The organism is Proteiniphilum sp. UBA5384 (genome assembly GCF_002410825.1).
GTDB lineage: Bacteria > Bacteroidota > Bacteroidia > Bacteroidales > Dysgonomonadaceae > Proteiniphilum.
On sequence record NZ_DHOS01000038.1, the window covers coordinates 1 to 19,382 of the forward strand.

Sequence of the window (19,382 nt, forward strand, 5' to 3'; positions counted from 1 at the left end):
GTACGCTGAGTCTTTTCACTTCTTCAATAGTCTTTGATCAGCTATAAAGATACTGAAAATCAGTGGCTTGACCTACTTTTTTATGTTAAGCTTTGTCCATATATATCTGTATATTAATCAGTTATTAAATATTTACCGAAGTATTGAAAGATAAAAGTATAGGGTAATGAAAAAATGCATCAATATATCTATATGAGCCAGCTAAAAACAAAAAGTCCCAAGTCGGAAAACTTGAGACTTTTTGAGGGTATGCGAAAAAAACTTTATTTTTTCTTATAATGAACTTGTGTTACTCCGTTGGTGTATTTTTGAAAAGCAGTTGCTTCCCATTTAGATTCTTTTGATATTTCAGAAAATAAAGAAATACCATTTCCCAACAGAAAGGGGATGGTAATAATAATCATTTCGTCAATCAGGTCGTGATTAAGTAGCATAGATATTATTTCTCCACCACCGACTAACCAAATATCTTTCCCTTCTGCTTCCCTAAGCTGGGATACTGTTTCGACTATGTTTTGAGAAATAAAGTGGATATTATCTTTTTGTATAGAAGGATTGCGAGAGATAACGTATGTAGTTTTATCCTTATATGGCCAAACTACATCCATACAAAGAATATCCCGGAAAGTACGCCCACCTATAATAACCGTATCAACCGAATTGAAGAAAGATTGATATTCATAGTCCGTTTTCTCCGGATTAGGATATTCTGTCAGCCAGTCCAAATCGCCATCATTCCGGGCGATGTATCCATCAATGGATGTTGCTATATATAATTTGATTTTTTTCATGATGTACAAATGTTCTTCTAAATACGAAAAAAGCGTGGAACTCACACTGCTTCAACGTAGAGGTACTGGCATACCTTGTAGACGAAACAGGTAAGCCCACGCCATACTTTCGTATAGCATGAACATTACACCTGTTGTCTCGTCTACTCTTGAAAAGTGCCAGTTTTCTACGTTGAGACGTTCAGTGAACGTTATGATATATATCTATGAAGTATCTTGGATACTCCTATTTTTCTTTATTTTACGCATACAAAGTTACGATTTTATTTTGAGTCATTTACTATCTGCATCGTCCATTCTTCTATTTAGTGCATCTGTCAAGCGTTTAAGATACAGCGTTCTATCTCCTTTTCGGCTTCTTATCTCCAAATAAATCCGATATAAGTCACTCAAATCGACATTGAATATTTTTCCGAAAATGGCAGCTAATACTTTGAGGTCAATATCTCCGGCATTAATACTTTCAGCCGAATGGAGTGCATAAATTAGTTCAACTAAAGCAGCTTTCTTATCCGTCCAACGCTCATTAGATTGAATATTTGGGATGTATTCTCCATGCTCTTCCTTATGTTTCAATTCTGCTAATTTGCAAGTCAGATAGGCTGCAAGCATATCATTAGCCAGTAATTTAGCAATCTTAAAATCAAAGTGGGTTGAGAATTTGGGGTCACGCTCGAAGTAAAAGCTTTCTAAGTTTAATTCTATCTCGTTACGTTCCCGAAGAAAATAATATTTGTCCAAAATGGTTTTACCTGAACGGTAATACTGTATAAACTCCGCATTTTTATTACAGAAAGAGTGAATCTGTTCAAGCTCTTTATTCAGATAGGCTTTTAATGTCAGGTAATTAGCGATAGGGCGGTTTAGTTCAAGTTGATATATTTTATGGTAGTAAATCAATTTACTGAATAATTGTGGCTTTGTTTCTTTGAAAAAGTGAATTTCTTCTTCGGGTGTAGGGAACTCATATTGAGATACAACTTCTTTGAGTTGCTTAAATCCGGTTTCCAAAACCGAGATAATAGAAGGTACATCCTTAATAACATCAATAAGTTCTAACTCCCTTTCCTGAATAAAGGCAGTTAGTTCTTCTGATATTTGTTTTATCCGATTTTGCATTACTGATAGTATTTAAAGAGGATTTCTATTGCTTATGATTTTTGTTTTCTTGAAAACTCTCTTACTCCCCAAGAAATATACCCCATACACATTAAAACACTACCAATAGTGCTTATTAATTCTATTTCGGGATTGTTCAGTAATGCAAGTCCTATAATAATAAGAAAACCTTCCCATTTGAATACGACTTTTTCTTTCAAAAGTCCAATAGTTTGGATTATTGCACCTAATGGCAGAAGAGGAAGGAAATAGACTATCCAAAGAAGACCTGCTTTCTTAACGATAACGTCCAAATAAGGAATAAGTCCCTGAAATTGCGGTTCAGGAATAGTGTCGAATGCCGACATAACCAAACATAATGCTCCTTTGTCTACTGCTAAAATGAAAGCTCCGAATATCCCAATAATCCCACCCCAATAAGCATATCTCTTTCCTTTGCCTTGTAGCATATTCATTGTTCCAACCATTACAACAATGATTAAGGGTACAGCCATCATTACGATAAAATGCCCGATATGATAAAGGTTATTATTATGAAACCTGTCCACAAGGTCTTGAGCCGTATGTAACATTTTCATCTCTATCAGGTCGGGGTGCATAACAAATCCCGCCAGCAGCATAAGAGGAAATAAGATAATTGATAAAGCAAATCCTTTGTTTTTAATTGTTTCGATTTTCATACTGTTTATATTTTTATTATTCAACTTTAATCGTTTTCAGTTCTGTGTCAGAATCCACAATAAAAGAATAGTCGCTAAAAGAAAGAATGCCGGATTTTCGTTTGTTTTTCCAACTCATTCCCCAAGGCTCTCTTGCGGAGAATAGTTTGAAATCAAGTTTTCCGTTTCCATTCATATCCAAAAAGCACCTGATTCCGTATTTTCCTTTCGGGATGTCCCTAAAATAAAATTCAATCAATTTCTGATTGTTGCAACTATCTATTTCTATTGTAAGTTCCTGTATTCCTGTCATGGGCTTTTTACTTCCCAGCTCATCGACAAGGAAGATATATAGTGTTCCTGCTTCTGATATTTCGCAGTTACCTTTTATCGTAAAAGTATCCTGACTATAACCTTTAACAGCTTTCCCCGTTAGCAGAATAATTAAGAGAATAACGAACATATACTTTTTACTTTTCATTGTTATTTAATTATGTGATACCTTTTTAGTGCATGAAATATGATAAAAAGCACTGCAATAATGCCGATTATAGAATGTATTAATTCTAATAAGACGGAATTTCGCAGGAATGCCAAGACTATTGTAGTTATTAGAGTAATGAAGAAGCTAACCGAAAGTATTACAGTAACTTTACTTTTACGCTTTATCGAAAAGAATTTCTTATACCATTTTCGGTGCTTATAAACATGGGGAATAGTAAAGATAAGCGACACTAAAGCCGATATTCTATGTATGAAAGCCCACCACCAGATATTCAAGTTTAATACTACCTTGCCGGATGTTATTTGCATATAAAGTAAAATAAAACCGCTAATGGCAACTAATATTAATGCTCCCAATAAAATGTCCGTGCCGATTTTTCTCGTCCGGTTTCGGGGCAATATTTTTTGTTTTTTCTGAATTTCTTCCTTTGCTATCATAATCTACATTGTGAAAAACTATGCAAAAGAAGGCAATTGATAGTGTCCGGTCGTCCCACTCGCACGAATAGGACATATATACAGACATAAAAAAGTCCCACCTATGAAAGTGGGACTATGATGTTTTTGATTAATAACAAATTACTGACTTCGGTACTCACTTGGCGTAAGTCCAGTTTTTTGCTTAAAAATTCTATTGAAGGTGGACTTCGAGTTAAACCCGCAATCGTAAGCGATAGCTAATACCGTCAGCTTCTTGAATTGTGGGTCGATTAATCGCCTTTGAGCTTCTTCCGTCCGATAGGTATTTATGAAATCGTAGAAATTTTGATTGAAAACCGTATTTAACACTTGGGTGATATAATGGGGATAGGTTTCCAAAGCAGCAGCAAGGTCTTTCAAGTTTAGGTCAATATTGGTATATGGCTTCTCTGTTTCCATATAATTTTTGAGTTGTTCAGATAGAGAAATTGCATCCTCCTGTTTCAATCCGTAATTCTCATAAGATTTATCTTTGCTGATAGAAGTTGGTTCTTCTGTTTGGGGTTGGTTATATGGAATTACAACCTGATTGAAAATTGTGCTGTGCTTAATACCTCTGAATCCTAAAATATTCACGAACAATAGTACGATAATGGCAAATAGACTATACAAGGAGAATTGGAATGAAGAAAACTCATGGAGTATAACTAATATTAATGCTCCACTTAATATGAGTATCAACCCAAAAGCGAGAAACCTCATCCAGTTAAAACTTAACTTATCTATGTTGGAAAAGTTTGTTTCTAAAAATGCTTTATATCGGTGAAATAGCCTAACTGCAAGTATAATAAAGAAAGCATTGAAACAAAAAGCAAATATACGGGTTATAACTGCCGTTGTTTGCGGATATGAATTATAAAAGAAGAATCCAGTAATGGCTACTCCCCAATACACGGCTATTGTGACATATTCTTTCTTAAAGTCCTTATGTGAATGGTTAATGAGTGATTTTGTACACAGATACAAAAAGAAACCGTGTAATCCGACTAAAATATAACCCAGATAAAGAAAATCTCCTGAATAGGATAAGTTTACATTTTGGGATATTGTTATACACAGAATATTCGCAGTCAGAAAAAACAACCATGTAGCAAGATGCTTATCTAACATACTCTTATTCTTCTTTGTAATGACTAACACACCGAAAAATAAAGCTTGAAATGCTGCTATTAATGAGATTATTTGAAACATTGACTAACTATTATATTTGTAATTCATAATTGGTACTACGACCGCCTTCCGCTTCCTTGCGTAATATTCCTTTGTTTATCAGGTCTTGAATATCACGTATAGCGGTATCTTGCGAACATTTGGCTATCTTAGCCCATTTGGAAGAAGTCAGCTTGCCTTCAAAGCCATCTAACAGCTTGTTTAGCATTAAACGCTGGCGGTCATTTAAGGGTGTTTGACTATGCTGTTCCCAAAACTTAGCTTTTGCCAAAACGGATTCCAATACTTCACGACTATTTGTAAGCGCATTTCCGAGACAAGATAAGAACCATTCCATCCATTCGGTTATATCCCCATCACTTCGTTGCGTTCCCTCCAATACCTCATAATACTTTTTGCGTTCCGTCAGTATTTGGTTGGACATACTGTAAAACCGCTGCGGACTACCATCACTCCGGGCAAGCTGCATATCAGTAATTGTACGGGCTATACGTCCATTGCCATCATCAAAAGGATGGATGGTTACAAACCAAAAGTGAGCAATAGCAGCTTTTAATACCGGGTCTGTTTCCGAACCATTATTAAACCATTTCAGGAATCGGTTCATTTCGGCTTCAAGTAAATCTGCTTTGGGGGCTTCGTAATGGACTTTCTCTTTTCCCATTGCTCCTGATACTACCTGCATACCTCCGCTACGATATTTACCGACTTCTATTTTGTACATCCCACTATATCCGGTAGGGAATAAGGCTGCGTGCCAGCCAAACAGCCTTTCGGTGGTTAGGGGCTTCATATAGTTTTGCGTTGCATCGAGCATCATTTCGACAACACCATCGACATTACGGGGAGAATCGACAAGTCCGGAAACTTCCAATCCCAACCTTCGGGCAATAGATGAACGAACTTGGTCTTTATTCAAAACTTCGCCTTCTATTTCATTTGATTTGAGTACATCCAAAGTCAAAGTGGAAAGTACGGCTTCTTCCTGAAATTTGAAGCCTAAATTCTCCATCTGTCCCAATAAACGCCCTTGTAAATGGCGAACATTTGCGAGTAATGGAAGTAATTTGTCATTATTCCACTTGAAATCTGTCCAGTTTTTGCGTTGATGAATAAACATATTCTTTGCGATTTATGCGACAAATATACTTCTTTTTCTTCGCATAGCAAATTTCTTCTCAAAACTTGCGTAGATTAAGTAGATAATCTTCGCATTGCTCATGGATAAGTGCAAGGTGCAAGTATCTATATAGATAAGCTTGCACCTTGCACTAAGGCTAAATCGCTGAATGATAAATATTTTGCAGATACGAAATTTATATGTATCTTTGAACCCGTGATATATGCAGAAAAGCATAGGTCAAAGGTGGTCAAATTAGGCTATGAAAGTTGTGCCTAATTCATTACCGTTAGAAAGTTTGGAAAGTAAAAACATTGACTTTTAGACACATAAGGAGAAGGTTCACCGCCCTCTCTCTCCGCCAAGCCGAAAGGTAAATCAAAGCAAAACGCCGTAAATCAAACGATTACGGTGCTTTTTGTTTCTGTGGGAATAGCAAAAAAGAGCAGATTTAAGCAGTTAAAACCTGCAAAATCGCTAACATATTCAAGAAGGTTAAAATGTTAGTGATTTGATCCTTATTCGCTGATTTGTAGTATTTTGCGTAGTCTGTTTCTCGTTCGAAGTTCATACTTTTACAATCAAGATTAAAACGTAAAAAGTATGAAACGAAGAACATTCAAAATCTGTTTTTAGAAATCAAGAGTTGCAAAAGATGGTCAAGCCCTTATCCTTTTGCGTGTTACTATCAACGGACAACGCTTTGTTGCATCCGTAAATCTCAAAGTCAATCCCAAGAATTGGAATGCCGTTGCGGGGAAGTCGATCGCTAACACCCGCATGGACGATGAACTTAATGCTCGACTTGATACCATTCGTCTACGGATTATGCAAATTTATCGTGAAATGGAACTCGACCGAGAATCAATTTCGGCACAAAAGGTTGTTTTAAAAGTGTTGCTGTTTCCCGAATATTTAGTAATTCAAGGTGTGTTTTTCATGAGTGAATTTATTACTTAATGCAAACTTTTATTGTTGGAAATTCCTCTAATTTTTCAGAATATTGTTGAAGTAGCTTTGTTATTGTTTTACTATTGTTATTTAATCCAAAATCGAATTCAACACATATTATAGAGCCATTGTTGGTTACTTGTTGTTCGTCAATGTAATAAAAATTAATAGCCTTATTCTCATATTCTTTATTCCACTCTTGATGAAATTCTTTAAAGAAAATACGTAGACTTTCTATTTCTTTATTGTTTAAATTTCTGAGAAAATTAAATTCGATAGAAATATCGGGAAAAGAATGATAATAGAATTCAACATCAAAACCATATCCCGTTTTATCTTTTTTGTCAATCTTACGAGGGCGAGTATAAGATAATACATCATCTAAAGGGAAATCAATATTCCAATCTATTACAACAGGAATATTTGTTATATCTTGTTTGTGAAGTTCCTCGATATTATCGAAAGATTCAGAATACCAATATATCCAAGCAGGCAATCCCATAGATATTGGAGTTATTATGTCTATCCTTGCATACATTTTGTTTTTGATGACCTGTTTATACAAATCATTCATTCCAATTATTAATTGAAAATTATATTTTTCAAATTGTTTGAGTCCTGTTTTAATAGCTGTTTTTTCGAAAAGTTGTCTACTTATCTCTTGTTTAAAGGTTGTATGTAAATCACTTGCATATTCGTCAAAAAACATTGCCCAGCCATAATCTTCCATCGCTATCTAAATAAAATTATGCACAAATATATAAAATATACTGCGATAATGATAGTTTATCAAATTTACATTTCGTATAATGGTTCTTGTATATCTCGGAATAAGCATCCATTATAAGTGAAAGATAACAGAATTGGCAGTCATTGTCATCTATCCAAATCGGAACATAGGTGATGTCGCCTACCCACAACTGATTTGGAGCAGTGGGAATAAACCTCTTGATAAGATTCGGATATAATGGTAATCCATGGCGAGAGTTTGTAGTGCGAGGTTTTCTTGTCTTAAGGCGTACTTTAAGTCCATACTTATCAACAACCGTCTCGAAGCGGTCAAGCCCTAAAGGCGCATTCCCTTTGAATTCTTTGGAATACATATACCACAGTTTCATACCACCGATGCCCGAATCTACTTTTCTTATCGAGTGGATAAACTCAACAGCAAATGCTTCTTGGGAGAGTCTTGTAAGTCTGGACTGTTCTACATCCTTGAAATATGCCTGCTCGGTAACGCCAAACCTGCATACACAGTGCAGCGATAGGATATCGCCGCACTGTGTATGCAGGTTTGTCACCGTTTGGCGCCAACTTTTTTTCTTATTTTGATGTTGAATTGATCTTCGGCAACATTTATCATCTCATCATACGCATCTGCTCTGAGACGTTGATACTTCAACTCATCCCTGAGGCTTGCCAATTCCGATTCAAGAGAGGCGGTATCTTTTGACGAACCTGTATTGACCTTGTCTTTTTCTTTTCCCGACTGTTCAAGTGAGGATTTATCAAGATTGGAGATGGCTTCCATTATTTCTGTATTACTCTTATATTCTTTGGCAAAGTTATGAATCCAATAGCCAACAGAAGCAAATGAGACCGGTAAAATTTCACTGATGGAACGATAGTCCATTCCTTCTTCAAAATAAAGATGTAATACCCGAGATGGATATAGCTTTTTTAGACTCCCGTCTGTTGGGAAATTTCTCTCAGAACTTCCCTGGCCTCTGAATTGATACTTTTCTGTTTTCATTTTTGAACAATCGTGGCTATCTTTGCCGCCTGAATCATTAAAAATAAAAATGAAGAGATTATTTCTTCTCAGCGCGTTTATGCTGGTCGTTTCTAGTTCAATTTTTGCGGGGGGGCTACTCACCAATACGAACCAACATGTTTCATTTCTCCGGATGATTGCTCGTGGAGCTTCTATTGGTATTGACGGGGTGTACTCCAATCCGGCCGGACTGGCCTTTCTGGACGATGGTGTGTATCTTTCGCTGAATATACAGAGCGCATACCAAACACGTGTGATTGATGCGGACTTTGCTTTGTGGGAAGGTACCCGCCGGTATAAGGGTACGGCTTCGGCCCCGGTTATCCCAAGTTTTCAAGCCGCTTATAAAAAAGGAGACTGGACCCTATCCGGTAGCTTTGCCGTGACGGGTGGGGGAGGAAAAGCTTCTTTCGATTCAGGGTTGCCGATGTTTGATTCTAAAATTATAGCTATGGCAGCACAGGGCGGGGCTATGCCTGAAATGTACACCATCAACTCCGCGATGGATGGCAAGCAGTTTATTTACGGACTACAGTTAGGCTTGACCTATAAGGTGAACGATTGGTTGGCTGTGTTTGCAGGTGGACGTATGAACTATGTGAATAGTGGCTACGAAGGTTACCTTGATGCTGTAATGAGGAGCGACTTAGGGGGCCAGCCTTTGGCTAAAATTGCATTGGATTGTGACCAGACAGGTTGGGGAATCACTCCGGTCATCGGTGCTGATGTGAAATTTGGACAATGGAACTTGGGGATGAAGTATGAGTTCATGACGAACGTAAATATCGAGAATAAGACAAAGATGTCGTATGACCCGAACAGTCCGGCACTCGAAGATGCGCTTTCGCCTTATGCGCATGGGGTAAATACACCGAACGATATTCCTGCCTTGCTGACAGCGGCATTGGGGTATAATATCTTGCCTACGCTTCGCGCTTCCGTAGAGTATCACTACTTCTTCGACAAGCAAGCTCGTATGGCTAATATTTCGGGAACAACTACGGGTAAGCAAAAGGCATTGACCAAAGGAACTAACGAATATCTCGCCGGGGTAGAATGGGACGTACATAAAAAACTCACCGTGAGTGCTGGTTATCAGACAACCGATTATGGTTTGTCCGATGATTTTCAATCCGATACGAGTTTCTCTTGTGATTCGTATTCCGTTGGGTTAGGGACTGCTATCAAGTTCTCTCCTAAAGTAACTTTAAATGTGGCTTACTTTTGGACGGTTTATACCGATTATACAAAGACGTCTGCAAACTACAACGGCCTGCCTAACCTCCCCGGAAAGGATGTATATAGCCGTACCAACAAAGTTTTTGGAGCGGGAATAGATTATAAATTCTAACGTTAACACCTGGGTGAGATACGGACCCTCTTCAACTTTATTAATCCGGGGCTGCTTGGTAATCTGAAGCATTTCACCGGTTCATTCATGAAAAACGAAGATGAAAAAGCCCGGAAGTATCTGAAAATCTCATCCCATCCTTTATTTTGAGAAGGACAAAATCCTTGCCATGAAAGAACTGTATGTTTTTTCTACCGTTTCGCAGGTGTCTTCGTAATGCAGCTCTCCCCTTCTCCAACGGTCTTTCCAACCGCCCGTGATCGCTGCCGACCAGATGGTGTTATCCCTGCCATTCGAATGACGAAGTGAGGTAGTTACCATCCGGTATGCCTTTCCCTTAATCCCGTGGAATGATCGGTTGTCAATAACTCCGGTTTGCCATCGATGTATACTTTCTTTGATATATCTACCAAAGCAATTTTTCTATTCTCGGGCGAAATCTTAAATGGTTTTGTGTGGAGTGCTTCATATCCGACAATGCTGACCGCGATAAAGTATTCGCCTTGCGTTTTTGGGGTGAGCATATAAATTCCTAAGAGATCGGTAGCCGTATAATCGACAGGATTACTGTCATTCGCATGGACCCTATGGCTTTTTATTTATTGTGGACAAAGGTAATTATTTTTGCAACCCAGTTGCATACCAATTCGTCTACCTTTGTAACTGAATGATAAAATAGAAGAGTTATGGCAGATTGTTGCAATGATGGAGTTTGTGTAGTTTCAGCCTCACCAAGCACACATACAGAGGGGAAAATATTTCGGAAAAGTTCTTTTATGAGATCCATAATATCATTTATCCTGTTAGTTGGAGGTATAATTATGTCAGCTACCGGCATTTCGTTTTTTGATAATCAGTGGACCCGTCTGGGATGGTATCTTGTGGCTTATTTCCCGGTGGGTATTCCCGTCTTGAAAGAAGCATTGGGCGCGATGCGGAAAAAAGATATCTTCAACGAATTCAGCTTGATGAGCATCGCCACGATTGGGGCATTCTTTATTGGTCAGTTCCCGGAAGGAGTAGCAGTTATGTTGTTTTACTCCATCGGTGAATTATTTCAGGATGCGGCTGTCAACCGGGCCAAGCGGAATATCGGAGCATTATTGGATGTCCGCCCTGAGAAGGCTTCCGTGGTCAGGGATTATGGTATTGAGACGGTCTTGTCTGAACAGGTCAGGGTGGAGGATACAGTAGAGGTAAGAGCCGGTGAGCGGGTTCCACTGGATGGCATTATGCTTTCAGATTCTGCATCATTTAATACTTCGGCATTGACGGGAGAAAGTGTTCCTCGTAATATTAAAAAGAACGAAGAGGTGCTGGCCGGTATGATTGCTGTAGATAGTGTTTGCCGGATAAAAGTAACCAAACCCTTTGGACAAAGCGCACTCTCACGTATTCTGGAACTGGTGCAAGATGCCACAGAACGTAAGGCACCCGCCGAGCAGTTTATCCGTAAATTCGCCCGTATTTATACGCCGGTTGTCACCTTATTAGCGGTATTGATAGTTGTATTACCCTGGTTATGGTCGTTCATCAATCCCGAATTTACCTATCTGTTCAGCGATTGGCTATACCGCGGTTTGGTATTTTTAGTGGTATCCTGTCCATGTGCATTGGTCATCAGTATTCCATTGGGTTATTTTGGCGGGATTGGTGCTGCTTCCCGTCAAGGTATCCTCTTCAAGGGAGGAAATTATCTGGATGTCATAACGAAGATCGATACGGTAGTGATGGATAAGACAGGTACATTGACGAAGGGTGTGTTTGAAGTGCAGGATATTGTTCCGGTGGAAGGATTTTCAAAAGATGAATTACTCCGTACGGTGGCGATGGTGGAGACACAAAGCAACCACCCGATAGCCAAGGCAATCGTTTCTTCGGTACCTGTCGTCAATATGACTCTTCCATATTTGCAAAATGTCAGAGAGGTGGCAGGACAGGGCATGATAGGAGAAATTGACGGGAAGAATATTCTTGCAGGGAATGTAAAGCTTTTGCATGCTAATGATATTGCATACCCTGCCGGAGTGGAGACAATTCCGGAGACGACGGTCTTGTGTGCGATTGATGGAAAGTATGCCGGATATATTATTGTGGCCGATGCTCCCAAGGAAGATGCAAAAATGGCTGTTGAGGAAATGCGCAAAGCCGGAATTAAGGATATAGTGATGCTTTCAGGGGACAAGCAGGCTATTGTATCGAAACTGGCTGGAGAGTTGGGAATCGACCGTGCTTACGGCGACTTGATGCCGGAAGGGAAAGTGGAGAAGTTGGAGGAGCTTGCGAAGAATGGTGCCAATAAGATAGCCTTTGTGGGAGACGGGATCAATGATGCTCCAGTACTGGCGCTGAGCGATGTGGGAATTGCCATGGGCGGCTTGGGGAGTGATGTGGCTATTGAGACGGCAGATGTGATTATTCAGACCGATCAGCCTATTAAGATTCCCATGGCAATCCGTATAGGGAAAGCAACCCGGCAGATTGTTATTCAGAATATAACGATGGCATTTGGTGTCAAACTGGTCGTATTAATCCTCGGAGCAGGGGGATTGGCTACTTTGTGGGAGGCCGTGTTTGCGGATGTAGGTGTATCGTTGCTGGCGATACTCAACGCTATCCGTATTATGAGAAAGAAGTTTTAAAGTAACCTTGCCTTTAGGATTAAAATGGTTATCTTTATATTTTTATTCTAAATAAATATCTGTAACCTATGGATATGGCATATATAGAAAAAATACTTCATCTAAGGGATATAAAGCCGACCGCTATCAGAATACTGGTGTTGGGGACTATGTTGAATCATAATTCTGCTTTCAGCCTCTCCGATCTGGAGACTGAAATGGGAACAGTCGATAAATCTACATTATCCCGGACAATCAATCTTTTCCATCAGCATCATCTTATCCATAGTATAGATGATGGTTCCGGTTCCATTAAATATTCGGTCTGTCGTGAGGAGTGTCAATGCTCACTTGGCGATCTCCACGTGCATTTCCACTGCGACAGATGTGGCAATACCTACTGTATGGAAGGTATATCTATTCCCAATATAACATTACCCCCAAATTTCCGCCTGGAGAATATCAATTTTGTGATGAAAGGCGTTTGTTCCCAATGTATATCCGGTAAGCGAAAGCGCTTCTCCCCAAAAAAAGAGAGTTGTAATATTTAACAACTGATTGCCGCCTAAAGGCACAATAGGGTGACAGTAGAGTTTTTCGTCTACTTCTGAGATAATGGCATAAGAACTGAGTAGATTCACGAATTTTCTCCTTGATCATATTAGTAGCTTCATATCTGACGCAATAAATCATTTTTTTTTGCTTTGATTACCCTATCGGTGGATGTACTGCCGAGGTTGAATCTCTTTTTATAACCTATCTCTCCAATCAGTTCGATCAATTTATATAGAGGGGTGTCAATTTCGAATTGCAACATGGAAGTGGTGGCTGATGAACTTCCATTGCACACCTCGCACTTGTTGATCAGTATTGTTTTATAACTTTACTCTCTTGATATTATATTCGAAACGGTGTTAAATATAGTACTCCATCAGGTCGAGCAGACCGGCTTGCAGTGCATATTTCGTAGCTTCGTGTGCATTATTGACAGCTAGTTTACGGAAAATGTTCCGGCGGTGTGTATTTACGGTATGGAAACTGAGATGTTTCTCAAAAGCTATTTCTTTGGTGGTTTTCCCCAGTGCTATTTCCCGTAGGATACTTTTTTCCGAGGCGGTCAGTTTGTCTGATTCTTTTTTTGGGGGAGGACTTTCCTTCAGTACCGACTCGGCAATATCACACAAGTAGGTTTCACCATATCCGACACATACAATCGCATCAAGGATATTTTCCAGTGGCTCGCTTTTCATCACAACACTGATGCTAGGATCAATCAATAATATCTGGCGTAGAAAATGTTCCTCCAGCGCGTCGGAGAACATGATCCATGCAGATCCCTTTGCGCCTGTCTTCATATTTAGCATTTGATTGACAGAAACAAAATCGAATAAAGTATAATCCAATATCACAATCGATTCCGGATGGCTGCGTAGCTGTGCCTGCAATTCAGTACGACTGCGGACTGTCTCCACACGGTTTTTCTCGTCCTGTGATTTCAGGACGGATATAAGTCCCTCGCGGGTAATATCCTGATTGTCGGCAATGATATAAGTGTGCATCTCATTATCTGAATGATTGAGGACGAAGTTAAGCAAAAGTTTCAAAACATTCTTTATGGAAACAGGTTTTTGTACAAAAAAACTATCTTTACCCTCCAATTTATAAATTATCACAATAATGAGCGCCGATATAAGAAAACTGATTGAATAATGTGTGTTTACCGCTGTAAGAAATACCGGTAGCGGCGGATAGAATGTGAATAAAGTAGCATCGAAAGTAATACTTACATTCGATTTAAACGCATCGGCAACTCTTACGGCAACTCAGAAACAGCAGATCCTTGAAAAGTTGGCTAACCGGATTAACAAGAATGGTATTCTGCAATTCAGTAATGATTCGGTAGGAGTGTATGGTATGTCTAATTTACAAAATATACTATATTTATGGTATTGTCATACTTTACGCCTTGCCCTATCTTTGCCCCGTTAAACAAGGCTAAAAGTGAAAAAAATAATAAAAATATTTTTTATAAAACAGCACAAATATGAGCAATTATAAATTTGAAACCCTGCAAGTTCATGCGGGACAGGAAGTTGACGAAACAACGCATTCGCGTGCCTTGCCGATATACCAAACATCTTCTTATGTGTTTGAAGATGCAAAAGATGGTGCTGACCTTTTTGGTCTGCGTAAGTTTGGAAACATCTATACTCGTTTGCAGAACCCTACGACTGACGTTTTTGAGAAGCGAGTGGCAGCCTTGGAAGGGGGGATAACCGGATTAGCTACGTCGTCGGGACAATCGGCCCAGTTTATCGCATTGAATAATATCTTGCAAGTGGGGGATAATTTCGTGTCCACCCCTTTTCTTTACGGGGGCACTTACAATCAGTTCAAATCTCAATTTAAACGGTTAGGAATTGAAGTCCGGTTCACTCCCAATGAAAATCCGGAGGAGTTTGAAAAACTGATCGACGGAAATACCAAAGCCATTTATCTGGAGTCAATCGGCAATCCTGAATTAAATATCCCCGATTTTGATGCCATTGCTGAAGTAGCTCGCCGTCACGATATTCCATTGATAGTGGATAATACTTTTGGTGCGGGTGGTTATCTCTTCCGACCGATTGAACATGGTGCGGCGGTAGTGGTTGAGTCGGCGACTAAATGGATTGGAGGTCATGGAACTTCTCTCGGAGGAGTGATTGTGGATAGTGGTAAATTCAACTGGGGAAACGGTAAATTTCCTTCTTTCACCGAACCATCTGAAAGTTATCATGGATTGGTTTTTTGGGATGTATTCGGTGCTAACAGCCAGTTTGGCAACATTGCTTTCAATATTCGTGCGCGGGTAGAGGGACTACGTGATTGGGGAAATACCATCAGCCCGTTTAATTCTTTCCTTCTGGTACAGGGACTCGAAACTTTGTCGCTTCGTCTGGAACGACATGTAGAAAATACCTTGGCACTGGCCGAATGGCTTGAGCAACACCCCAAGGTGGAGTACGTAAACTATCCGGGGTTGGAGAGCAGTAAATATTACGCTTTGGCGCAAAAGTATTTCCCCAAAGGGCCGGGGGCTGTCCTTACATTCAAGCTAAAAGGGGATCCTGAAGATGCAAATAAGCTGATCGATAACGTCCGGCTATTAAGTCATCTGGCGAATGTGGGAGATACTAAATCGCTTATCATCCATCCCGCCGCTACTACCCATGAGCAGTTGTCGCCAAAAGCTCAAAAGGCAAGCGGCGTAGAGCCCGGATTACTTCGTATCTCGGTTGGTATAGAAAATATCGACGATATCAAAGCCGATCTGCAACAGGCGCTTGACAAAATTTAAATATCATATATATCCATTCAAAAATAACAACCAGATGTATCTCTCCAGCATTATGACATATTGTATGCGTATTATGATGATGAATTGTCGCAAATTACCCGACAGTCGGCATCTCTTATGTACATGAGTGAAACAGGTATGTAAAAAGAAACGGCTGATCAGTAAAATGAATCAGCCGTTTTTTTTAAGCAATAATTTGTAATCAATAGTTAGAAAAGCTTCGCAATCTATTCAAACGAAGAATGTAAGATTTATTCAAAAAATATTGTAAAAGATGAAGGTTATCAAAGTGAATTTTATTTTATTTCTCTCCTTGTTTGTGGTCGGTCTTTCGGCACAGAATAGCGGGACGGTGAATATTTCCGGGAATGTGACAGACCCACAGGGCAACCCACTGGTCGGGGTTACCATTGTGGATAAGAGTAATCCCGCTTTAGGGACGGTATCCGGTATTGATGGTGATTATCGGATAAGCATTGAAAATGGGACTTTGCTTGAATTTTCCTATATAGGTTTTACCAGTAGGGAAGTGAGAATCTCAAAATCGGAAAGGATCGATATCATCCTGCAAGAAAGTACGACTACGTTGAACGAAGTAGTTATCACTTCACTCAATATACCGCGCGAAAGGAAAGCTCTTGGCTATGCGGTGCAAAATGTTTCTTCGGATGCATTCCAGACAAGACCTACGAATCCGCTGACAGCCCTTTCCGGTAAAATAGCCGGTTTACAGGTTATTTCAGGAGGAAGCAACCTGGGTGGATCTTCCCGTATCACCTTGCGTGGCATTAATTCCATCACAGGAAATAATCAGCCGTTATATGTGATTGACGGTGTGCCGTTGGATAACAGCGACCTGAATAGTCCTTCCACTATTGATGGTAGTGTAGGAAAAGATGTGGGCAGTACTATCCAGGATATTAATCCCGACGATATTGCTTCGGTGAATGTATTGAAAGGCCCTTCCGCCGCGGCGCTCTATGGTTCCCGTGCTGCCAATGGTGTAATACTGATTACTACCAAAAAAGGAGAAAGCGGTACCGGGAAAATAGCCATTGAACTGAATACCGGTCTGGAATTTGAGAATGTAGTACGGTTGCCTGAACGCCAAAAATTATACGGCGGTGGTTATAATACCAGTTTTGCGACTGCCACCATCGAGGGACAAACCTACCATATAGTAGATTATGCCGCCGACGAAAGTTGGGGTCCTAAACTCGATGGTACATCCGTGTTACACTGGTATAACCTCGATCCCGAATATCCGAATCAATACCTGAAACCGGAACCATGGGTATATCCCGAACACGACGTGAATTATTTCTTTAAGACGGGGATTGGCAATACTAATAATATTTCACTTTCCAAATCGAACAATAATTCTGCTTTCCGGGTATCGTTCACCAATAAAAATGTGAAGGGTACCATTCCCAATGCCTCACTCGATAAAAACTCGCTTAGTATTTCAGGAAATGTAAATGGTAAATATGTCTCGTTCTTCGCAAGTGCGAATTATCTGAAGACGGTATCCGAAGGGCGCCCCTGGACAGGTGCATCCAACCGGAATATTATTCTTGAGGCTTATCAGTGGGGACAAGTACAGGTGGACTACAAAAAGCTCAGTGAATATAAACGTCCGGATGGCACACCTCGCGCGTGGAACCGTACGGGGTACAGGGATACGGTAGAAGATGAAAAGACAAAATACATCGATAACCCCTACTGGTCTGCTTATGAGAGTTATCTCCAGGAAGACAGGGACCGGTTGTATGGCAACTTTGGAATACAGGTTTCTCCTGTGTCATGGTTTTCGGTAACGGGACGTATCTATGCCGATGTCTTCCAGTATAATTTTCAGGATAGGATCGCTTATAATTCCCGTTCACAATCTTCCTACCAGGAATACAGCCAGAATTATGGTGAATTCAATTATGAATTACTGACTACCCTTAACCGTTCATGGAACGTGCATTCTCTGGTGGCCAACCTGGGAACGAACTTTTTGCAGAGAAACCGTCGTATCAGTGATATATCTACTTCGGGAGGATTGATTGTGCCTGATTATTATAGTCTGAATAATGCTACCTCTACAGTAATCAATCCTGAAACCGGCCTGTATAAAAAAGATATGTCGTCTGTTTTTGGGAATGTTTCTTATGGGTGGAGAAGTCTGTTTTATCTCGACGGTACATTCCGTAACGACTGGTCGTCGACTTTACCGGTAGGGCATAACTCCTATTTTTATCCTTCAGTCACTTCATCGGTCATTTTAACCGAGTTGCCCGGCGTAAGAGTCCAGAACTGGTTGTCGTTCGCTAAGTTCCGCCTGGGATGGGCCCAAGTGGGGAACGATACCGATCCTTATCGCCTCTATAAAGTGTATCAGGCCATCACACCCATTCACGGGAATATTGCCTATACGTTACCCGGTGAACTGAATAACCTGAACCTTAAACCCGAAATTACCTCGTCTGTGGAAACCGGACTGGAACTCCAACTATTTAAAAACCTGTTGAATGTTGATTTTACTTATTACAACAATACAAGCCGGAACCAGATAATTTCACTTCCCACATCCGATGCATTCGGCTATTCTTCAAAATTGATTAATGCAGGAAAGATCAATAATAAGGGTATCGAGGCGGTTGTAGGTGTAAATCCCATAAAGAGCCGAGACCTGGATTGGAGTTTCTCAATCAATTTTTCCAAAAACAGCAACAAGATCATTACACTTTCCGATGCAGTAAATCGTCTTGATTTAAGTAATTCGCTGGTCAGCCTGGTAGCACAGGAAGGTGAAAGTTACGGCCAACTATACGGCTATGATTTTGTATATGCACCTGACGGTCAAAGAGTGATTGGCGAGGATGGACTTTATATGCGAACCCAACAATTGGTGCCGCTCGGTAGTGTTTTACCCGATTTCTTATGGAGTTTTCAGAATGGCATAAGGTATAAGAACCTGCGGTTCAATTTTTTGATAGATTCCCGTGTGGGAGGCAAATTCTTCTCACAGACTTATAAAGTGGCAATGTACTCGGGGATCTTGCCCGAAACGGCTGCCAACGGAATCCGTGAAACAGGGGTTGTGGCTGATGGTGTGACTGCTGATGTAACATTCAATGCCGACGGAACTTATTCGGTGGCCAATCCTGTTCAAAATACAAAGAATGTGACAGCACAGGCATGGGCAAGAAACCATTATAACGGACCTACGGCTTTTGATATTTTTGATGCTACATTTATTAAACTCAGAGAACTGTCGTTAGGATATGATTTTAAATTGCCAGAAACGGGGCTGGTTAAAAATATCGGGGCTTCATTCTATGCCCGTAACCTGTTCTATCTGTATAGGAAAAGTAAAATTATCGATCCCGAATTGACTAATAGCAGTGGAAACGTACAGGGAATTGAAGGCGGTAATATGCCTACTCCGCTTACTTATGGAATCAATCTGAGTATTAAGTTTTAAGTAGAGCCAAGATTCAAGACTTTTAGTAAA

The 19,382-nt window shown here is 40.0% G+C and carries 18 protein-coding genes and 1 pseudogene; 6 read left to right on the forward strand and 13 right to left on the reverse strand.

The features are described 5' to 3' along the window. Positions 1-263: 263 nt before the first annotated feature. From B4G81_RS07850 to B4G81_RS07875, 6 genes are all read right to left on the reverse strand, one after another. A complete protein-coding gene (locus B4G81_RS07850; RefSeq protein WP_294081436.1) occupies positions 264-791 on the reverse strand; it encodes a dihydrofolate reductase family protein in 528 nt (175 codons plus the stop codon). Between the two features lie 273 nt (positions 792-1,064). After that, entirely contained in the window at positions 1,065-1,910 is an 846-nt protein-coding gene (locus B4G81_RS07855; RefSeq protein ID WP_294081437.1) for an RteC domain-containing protein, read from the reverse strand. 32 nt (positions 1,911-1,942) lie between these two features. Continuing rightward, complete coding sequence (locus B4G81_RS07860; protein ID WP_294081438.1) at positions 1,943-2,590, reverse strand: hypothetical protein; 648 nt, start codon at positions 2,588-2,590, stop codon at positions 1,943-1,945. Between the two features lie 16 nt (positions 2,591-2,606). Next, positions 2,607-3,050, reverse strand: coding sequence for a DUF2141 domain-containing protein (locus B4G81_RS07865; RefSeq protein WP_294081439.1), 444 nt, complete (start codon positions 3,048-3,050; stop codon positions 2,607-2,609). Positions 3,051-3,652: 602 nt separating this feature from the next. Beyond that, positions 3,653-4,663 (reverse strand): helix-turn-helix domain-containing protein, encoded by a 1,011-nt coding sequence (locus tag B4G81_RS07870; protein WP_294081440.1) that lies wholly within the window; start codon positions 4,661-4,663, stop codon positions 3,653-3,655. 91 nt (positions 4,664-4,754) lie between these two features. Continuing rightward, complete coding sequence (locus tag B4G81_RS07875; RefSeq protein WP_294081441.1) at positions 4,755-5,843, reverse strand: Fic family protein; 1,089 nt, start codon at positions 5,841-5,843, stop codon at positions 4,755-4,757. Positions 5,844-6,491: 648 nt separating this feature from the next. Between B4G81_RS07875 and B4G81_RS07880 the strand changes: the two are divergent. After that, positions 6,492-6,803, forward strand: a pseudogene (locus B4G81_RS07880) (Arm DNA-binding domain-containing protein); the annotation flags it as partial. Here the strand turns inward: B4G81_RS07880 and B4G81_RS07885 are convergent. From B4G81_RS07885 to B4G81_RS07895, 3 genes are read right to left on the reverse strand one after another with little or no spacing between them, the layout of a single operon-like run. Continuing rightward, a complete protein-coding gene (locus tag B4G81_RS07885) occupies positions 6,796-7,524 on the reverse strand; it encodes a hypothetical protein (protein WP_294081442.1) in 729 nt (242 codons plus the stop codon). The pseudogene B4G81_RS07880 and the gene B4G81_RS07885 sit on opposite strands and share 8 nt — an antisense overlap. Before the next feature lie 16 nt (positions 7,525-7,540). After that, on the reverse strand, positions 7,541-8,095 hold the full coding sequence (locus B4G81_RS07890; RefSeq protein WP_294081443.1) for a hypothetical protein: 555 nt from the start codon (positions 8,093-8,095) through the stop codon (positions 7,541-7,543). After that, entirely contained in the window at positions 8,092-8,547 is a 456-nt protein-coding gene (locus B4G81_RS07895) for a transposase (protein WP_294081444.1), read from the reverse strand. Before B4G81_RS07895 ends, B4G81_RS07890 begins: the two co-directional genes overlap by 4 nt. A gap of 49 nt (positions 8,548-8,596) precedes the next feature. On the opposite strand from B4G81_RS07895, the gene B4G81_RS07900 reads away from it, so the two are divergent. After that, on the forward strand, positions 8,597-9,919 hold the full coding sequence (locus tag B4G81_RS07900) for an OmpP1/FadL family transporter (RefSeq protein ID WP_294081445.1): 1,323 nt from the start codon (positions 8,597-8,599) through the stop codon (positions 9,917-9,919). A gap of 141 nt (positions 9,920-10,060) precedes the next feature. Here the strand turns inward: B4G81_RS07900 and B4G81_RS07905 are convergent, their stop codons facing one another. Beyond that, positions 10,061-10,240: a hypothetical protein gene (locus B4G81_RS07905; protein ID WP_294081446.1), complete on the reverse strand. Its 180-nt coding sequence runs from the start codon at positions 10,238-10,240 to the stop codon at positions 10,061-10,063. Beyond that, positions 10,234-10,443 carry a hypothetical protein gene (locus tag B4G81_RS07910; protein ID WP_294081447.1) on the reverse strand — a complete coding sequence of 70 codons (210 nt, stop codon included), beginning with the start codon at positions 10,441-10,443 and terminating at the stop codon, positions 10,234-10,236. Before B4G81_RS07910 ends, B4G81_RS07905 begins: the two co-directional genes overlap by 7 nt. Before the next feature lie 162 nt (positions 10,444-10,605). Between B4G81_RS07910 and B4G81_RS07915 the strand changes: the two genes are divergently transcribed. Both B4G81_RS07915 and B4G81_RS07920 read left to right on the forward strand, forming a co-directional pair. After that, positions 10,606-12,561, forward strand: coding sequence for a heavy metal translocating P-type ATPase (locus tag B4G81_RS07915; protein WP_414703183.1), 1,956 nt, complete (start codon positions 10,606-10,608; stop codon positions 12,559-12,561). Between the two features lie 68 nt (positions 12,562-12,629). Next, a complete protein-coding gene (locus B4G81_RS07920) occupies positions 12,630-13,091 on the forward strand; it encodes a Fur family transcriptional regulator (protein ID WP_294081448.1) in 462 nt (153 codons plus the stop codon). A 119-nt stretch (positions 13,092-13,210) separates the two neighbouring features. On the opposite strand, the gene B4G81_RS07925 is transcribed toward B4G81_RS07920, so the two are convergent. Both B4G81_RS07925 and B4G81_RS07930 read right to left on the reverse strand, forming a co-directional pair. Continuing rightward, entirely contained in the window at positions 13,211-13,390 is a 180-nt protein-coding gene (locus B4G81_RS07925; protein WP_294081449.1) for a hypothetical protein, read from the reverse strand. A 64-nt stretch (positions 13,391-13,454) separates the two neighbouring features. Continuing rightward, positions 13,455-14,099 carry a response regulator transcription factor gene (locus B4G81_RS07930; RefSeq protein ID WP_294081450.1) on the reverse strand — a complete coding sequence of 215 codons (645 nt, stop codon included), beginning with the start codon at positions 14,097-14,099 and terminating at the stop codon, positions 13,455-13,457. A 485-nt stretch (positions 14,100-14,584) separates the two neighbouring features. Here B4G81_RS07930 and B4G81_RS07935 point away from each other — a divergent pair, with 485 nt between their 5' ends. Then, positions 14,585-15,880: an O-acetylhomoserine aminocarboxypropyltransferase/cysteine synthase family protein gene (locus B4G81_RS07935; RefSeq protein WP_294081451.1), complete on the forward strand. Its 1,296-nt coding sequence runs from the start codon at positions 14,585-14,587 to the stop codon at positions 15,878-15,880. A 274-nt stretch (positions 15,881-16,154) separates the two neighbouring features. Beyond that, a complete protein-coding gene (locus tag B4G81_RS07940) occupies positions 16,155-19,352 on the forward strand; it encodes a SusC/RagA family TonB-linked outer membrane protein (RefSeq protein WP_294081452.1) in 3,198 nt (1,065 codons plus the stop codon). Positions 19,353-19,382 lie beyond the last annotated feature (30 nt).

Bases quoted from the DNA above. Each gene is read 5' to 3' on its own strand.
- B4G81_RS07905 (WP_294081446.1), bottom strand. From the start codon at position 10,240: ATGGTAACTACCTCACTTCGTCATTCGAATGGCAGGGATAACACCATC.
- B4G81_RS07885 (WP_294081442.1), bottom strand. From the start codon at position 7,524: ATGGAAGATTATGGCTGGGCAATGTTTTTTGACGAATATGCAAGTGAT.
- B4G81_RS07895 (WP_294081444.1), bottom strand. From the start codon at position 8,547: ATGAAAACAGAAAAGTATCAATTCAGAGGCCAGGGAAGTTCTGAGAGA.
- B4G81_RS07935 (WP_294081451.1), top strand. From the start codon at position 14,585: ATGAGCAATTATAAATTTGAAACCCTGCAAGTTCATGCGGGACAGGAA.
- B4G81_RS07930 (WP_294081450.1), bottom strand. From the start codon at position 14,099: ATGCACACTTATATCATTGCCGACAATCAGGATATTACCCGCGAGGGA.
- B4G81_RS07860 (WP_294081438.1), bottom strand. From the start codon at position 2,590: ATGAAAATCGAAACAATTAAAAACAAAGGATTTGCTTTATCAATTATC.
- B4G81_RS07915 (WP_414703183.1), top strand. From the start codon at position 10,606: ATGGCAGATTGTTGCAATGATGGAGTTTGTGTAGTTTCAGCCTCACCA.
- B4G81_RS07870 (WP_294081440.1), bottom strand. From the start codon at position 4,663: ATGTTAGATAAGCATCTTGCTACATGGTTGTTTTTTCTGACTGCGAAT.
- B4G81_RS07910 (WP_294081447.1), bottom strand. From the start codon at position 10,443: ATGCTCACCCCAAAAACGCAAGGCGAATACTTTATCGCGGTCAGCATT.
- B4G81_RS07855 (WP_294081437.1), bottom strand. From the start codon at position 1,910: ATGCAAAATCGGATAAAACAAATATCAGAAGAACTAACTGCCTTTATT.
- B4G81_RS07875 (WP_294081441.1), bottom strand. From the start codon at position 5,843: ATGTTTATTCATCAACGCAAAAACTGGACAGATTTCAAGTGGAATAAT.
- B4G81_RS07865 (WP_294081439.1), bottom strand. From the start codon at position 3,050: ATGAAAAGTAAAAAGTATATGTTCGTTATTCTCTTAATTATTCTGCTA.
- B4G81_RS07920 (WP_294081448.1), top strand. From the start codon at position 12,630: ATGGATATGGCATATATAGAAAAAATACTTCATCTAAGGGATATAAAG.
- B4G81_RS07900 (WP_294081445.1), top strand. From the start codon at position 8,597: ATGAAGAGATTATTTCTTCTCAGCGCGTTTATGCTGGTCGTTTCTAGT.
- B4G81_RS07850 (WP_294081436.1), bottom strand. From the start codon at position 791: ATGAAAAAAATCAAATTATATATAGCAACATCCATTGATGGATACATC.
- B4G81_RS07940 (WP_294081452.1), top strand. From the start codon at position 16,155: ATGAAGGTTATCAAAGTGAATTTTATTTTATTTCTCTCCTTGTTTGTG.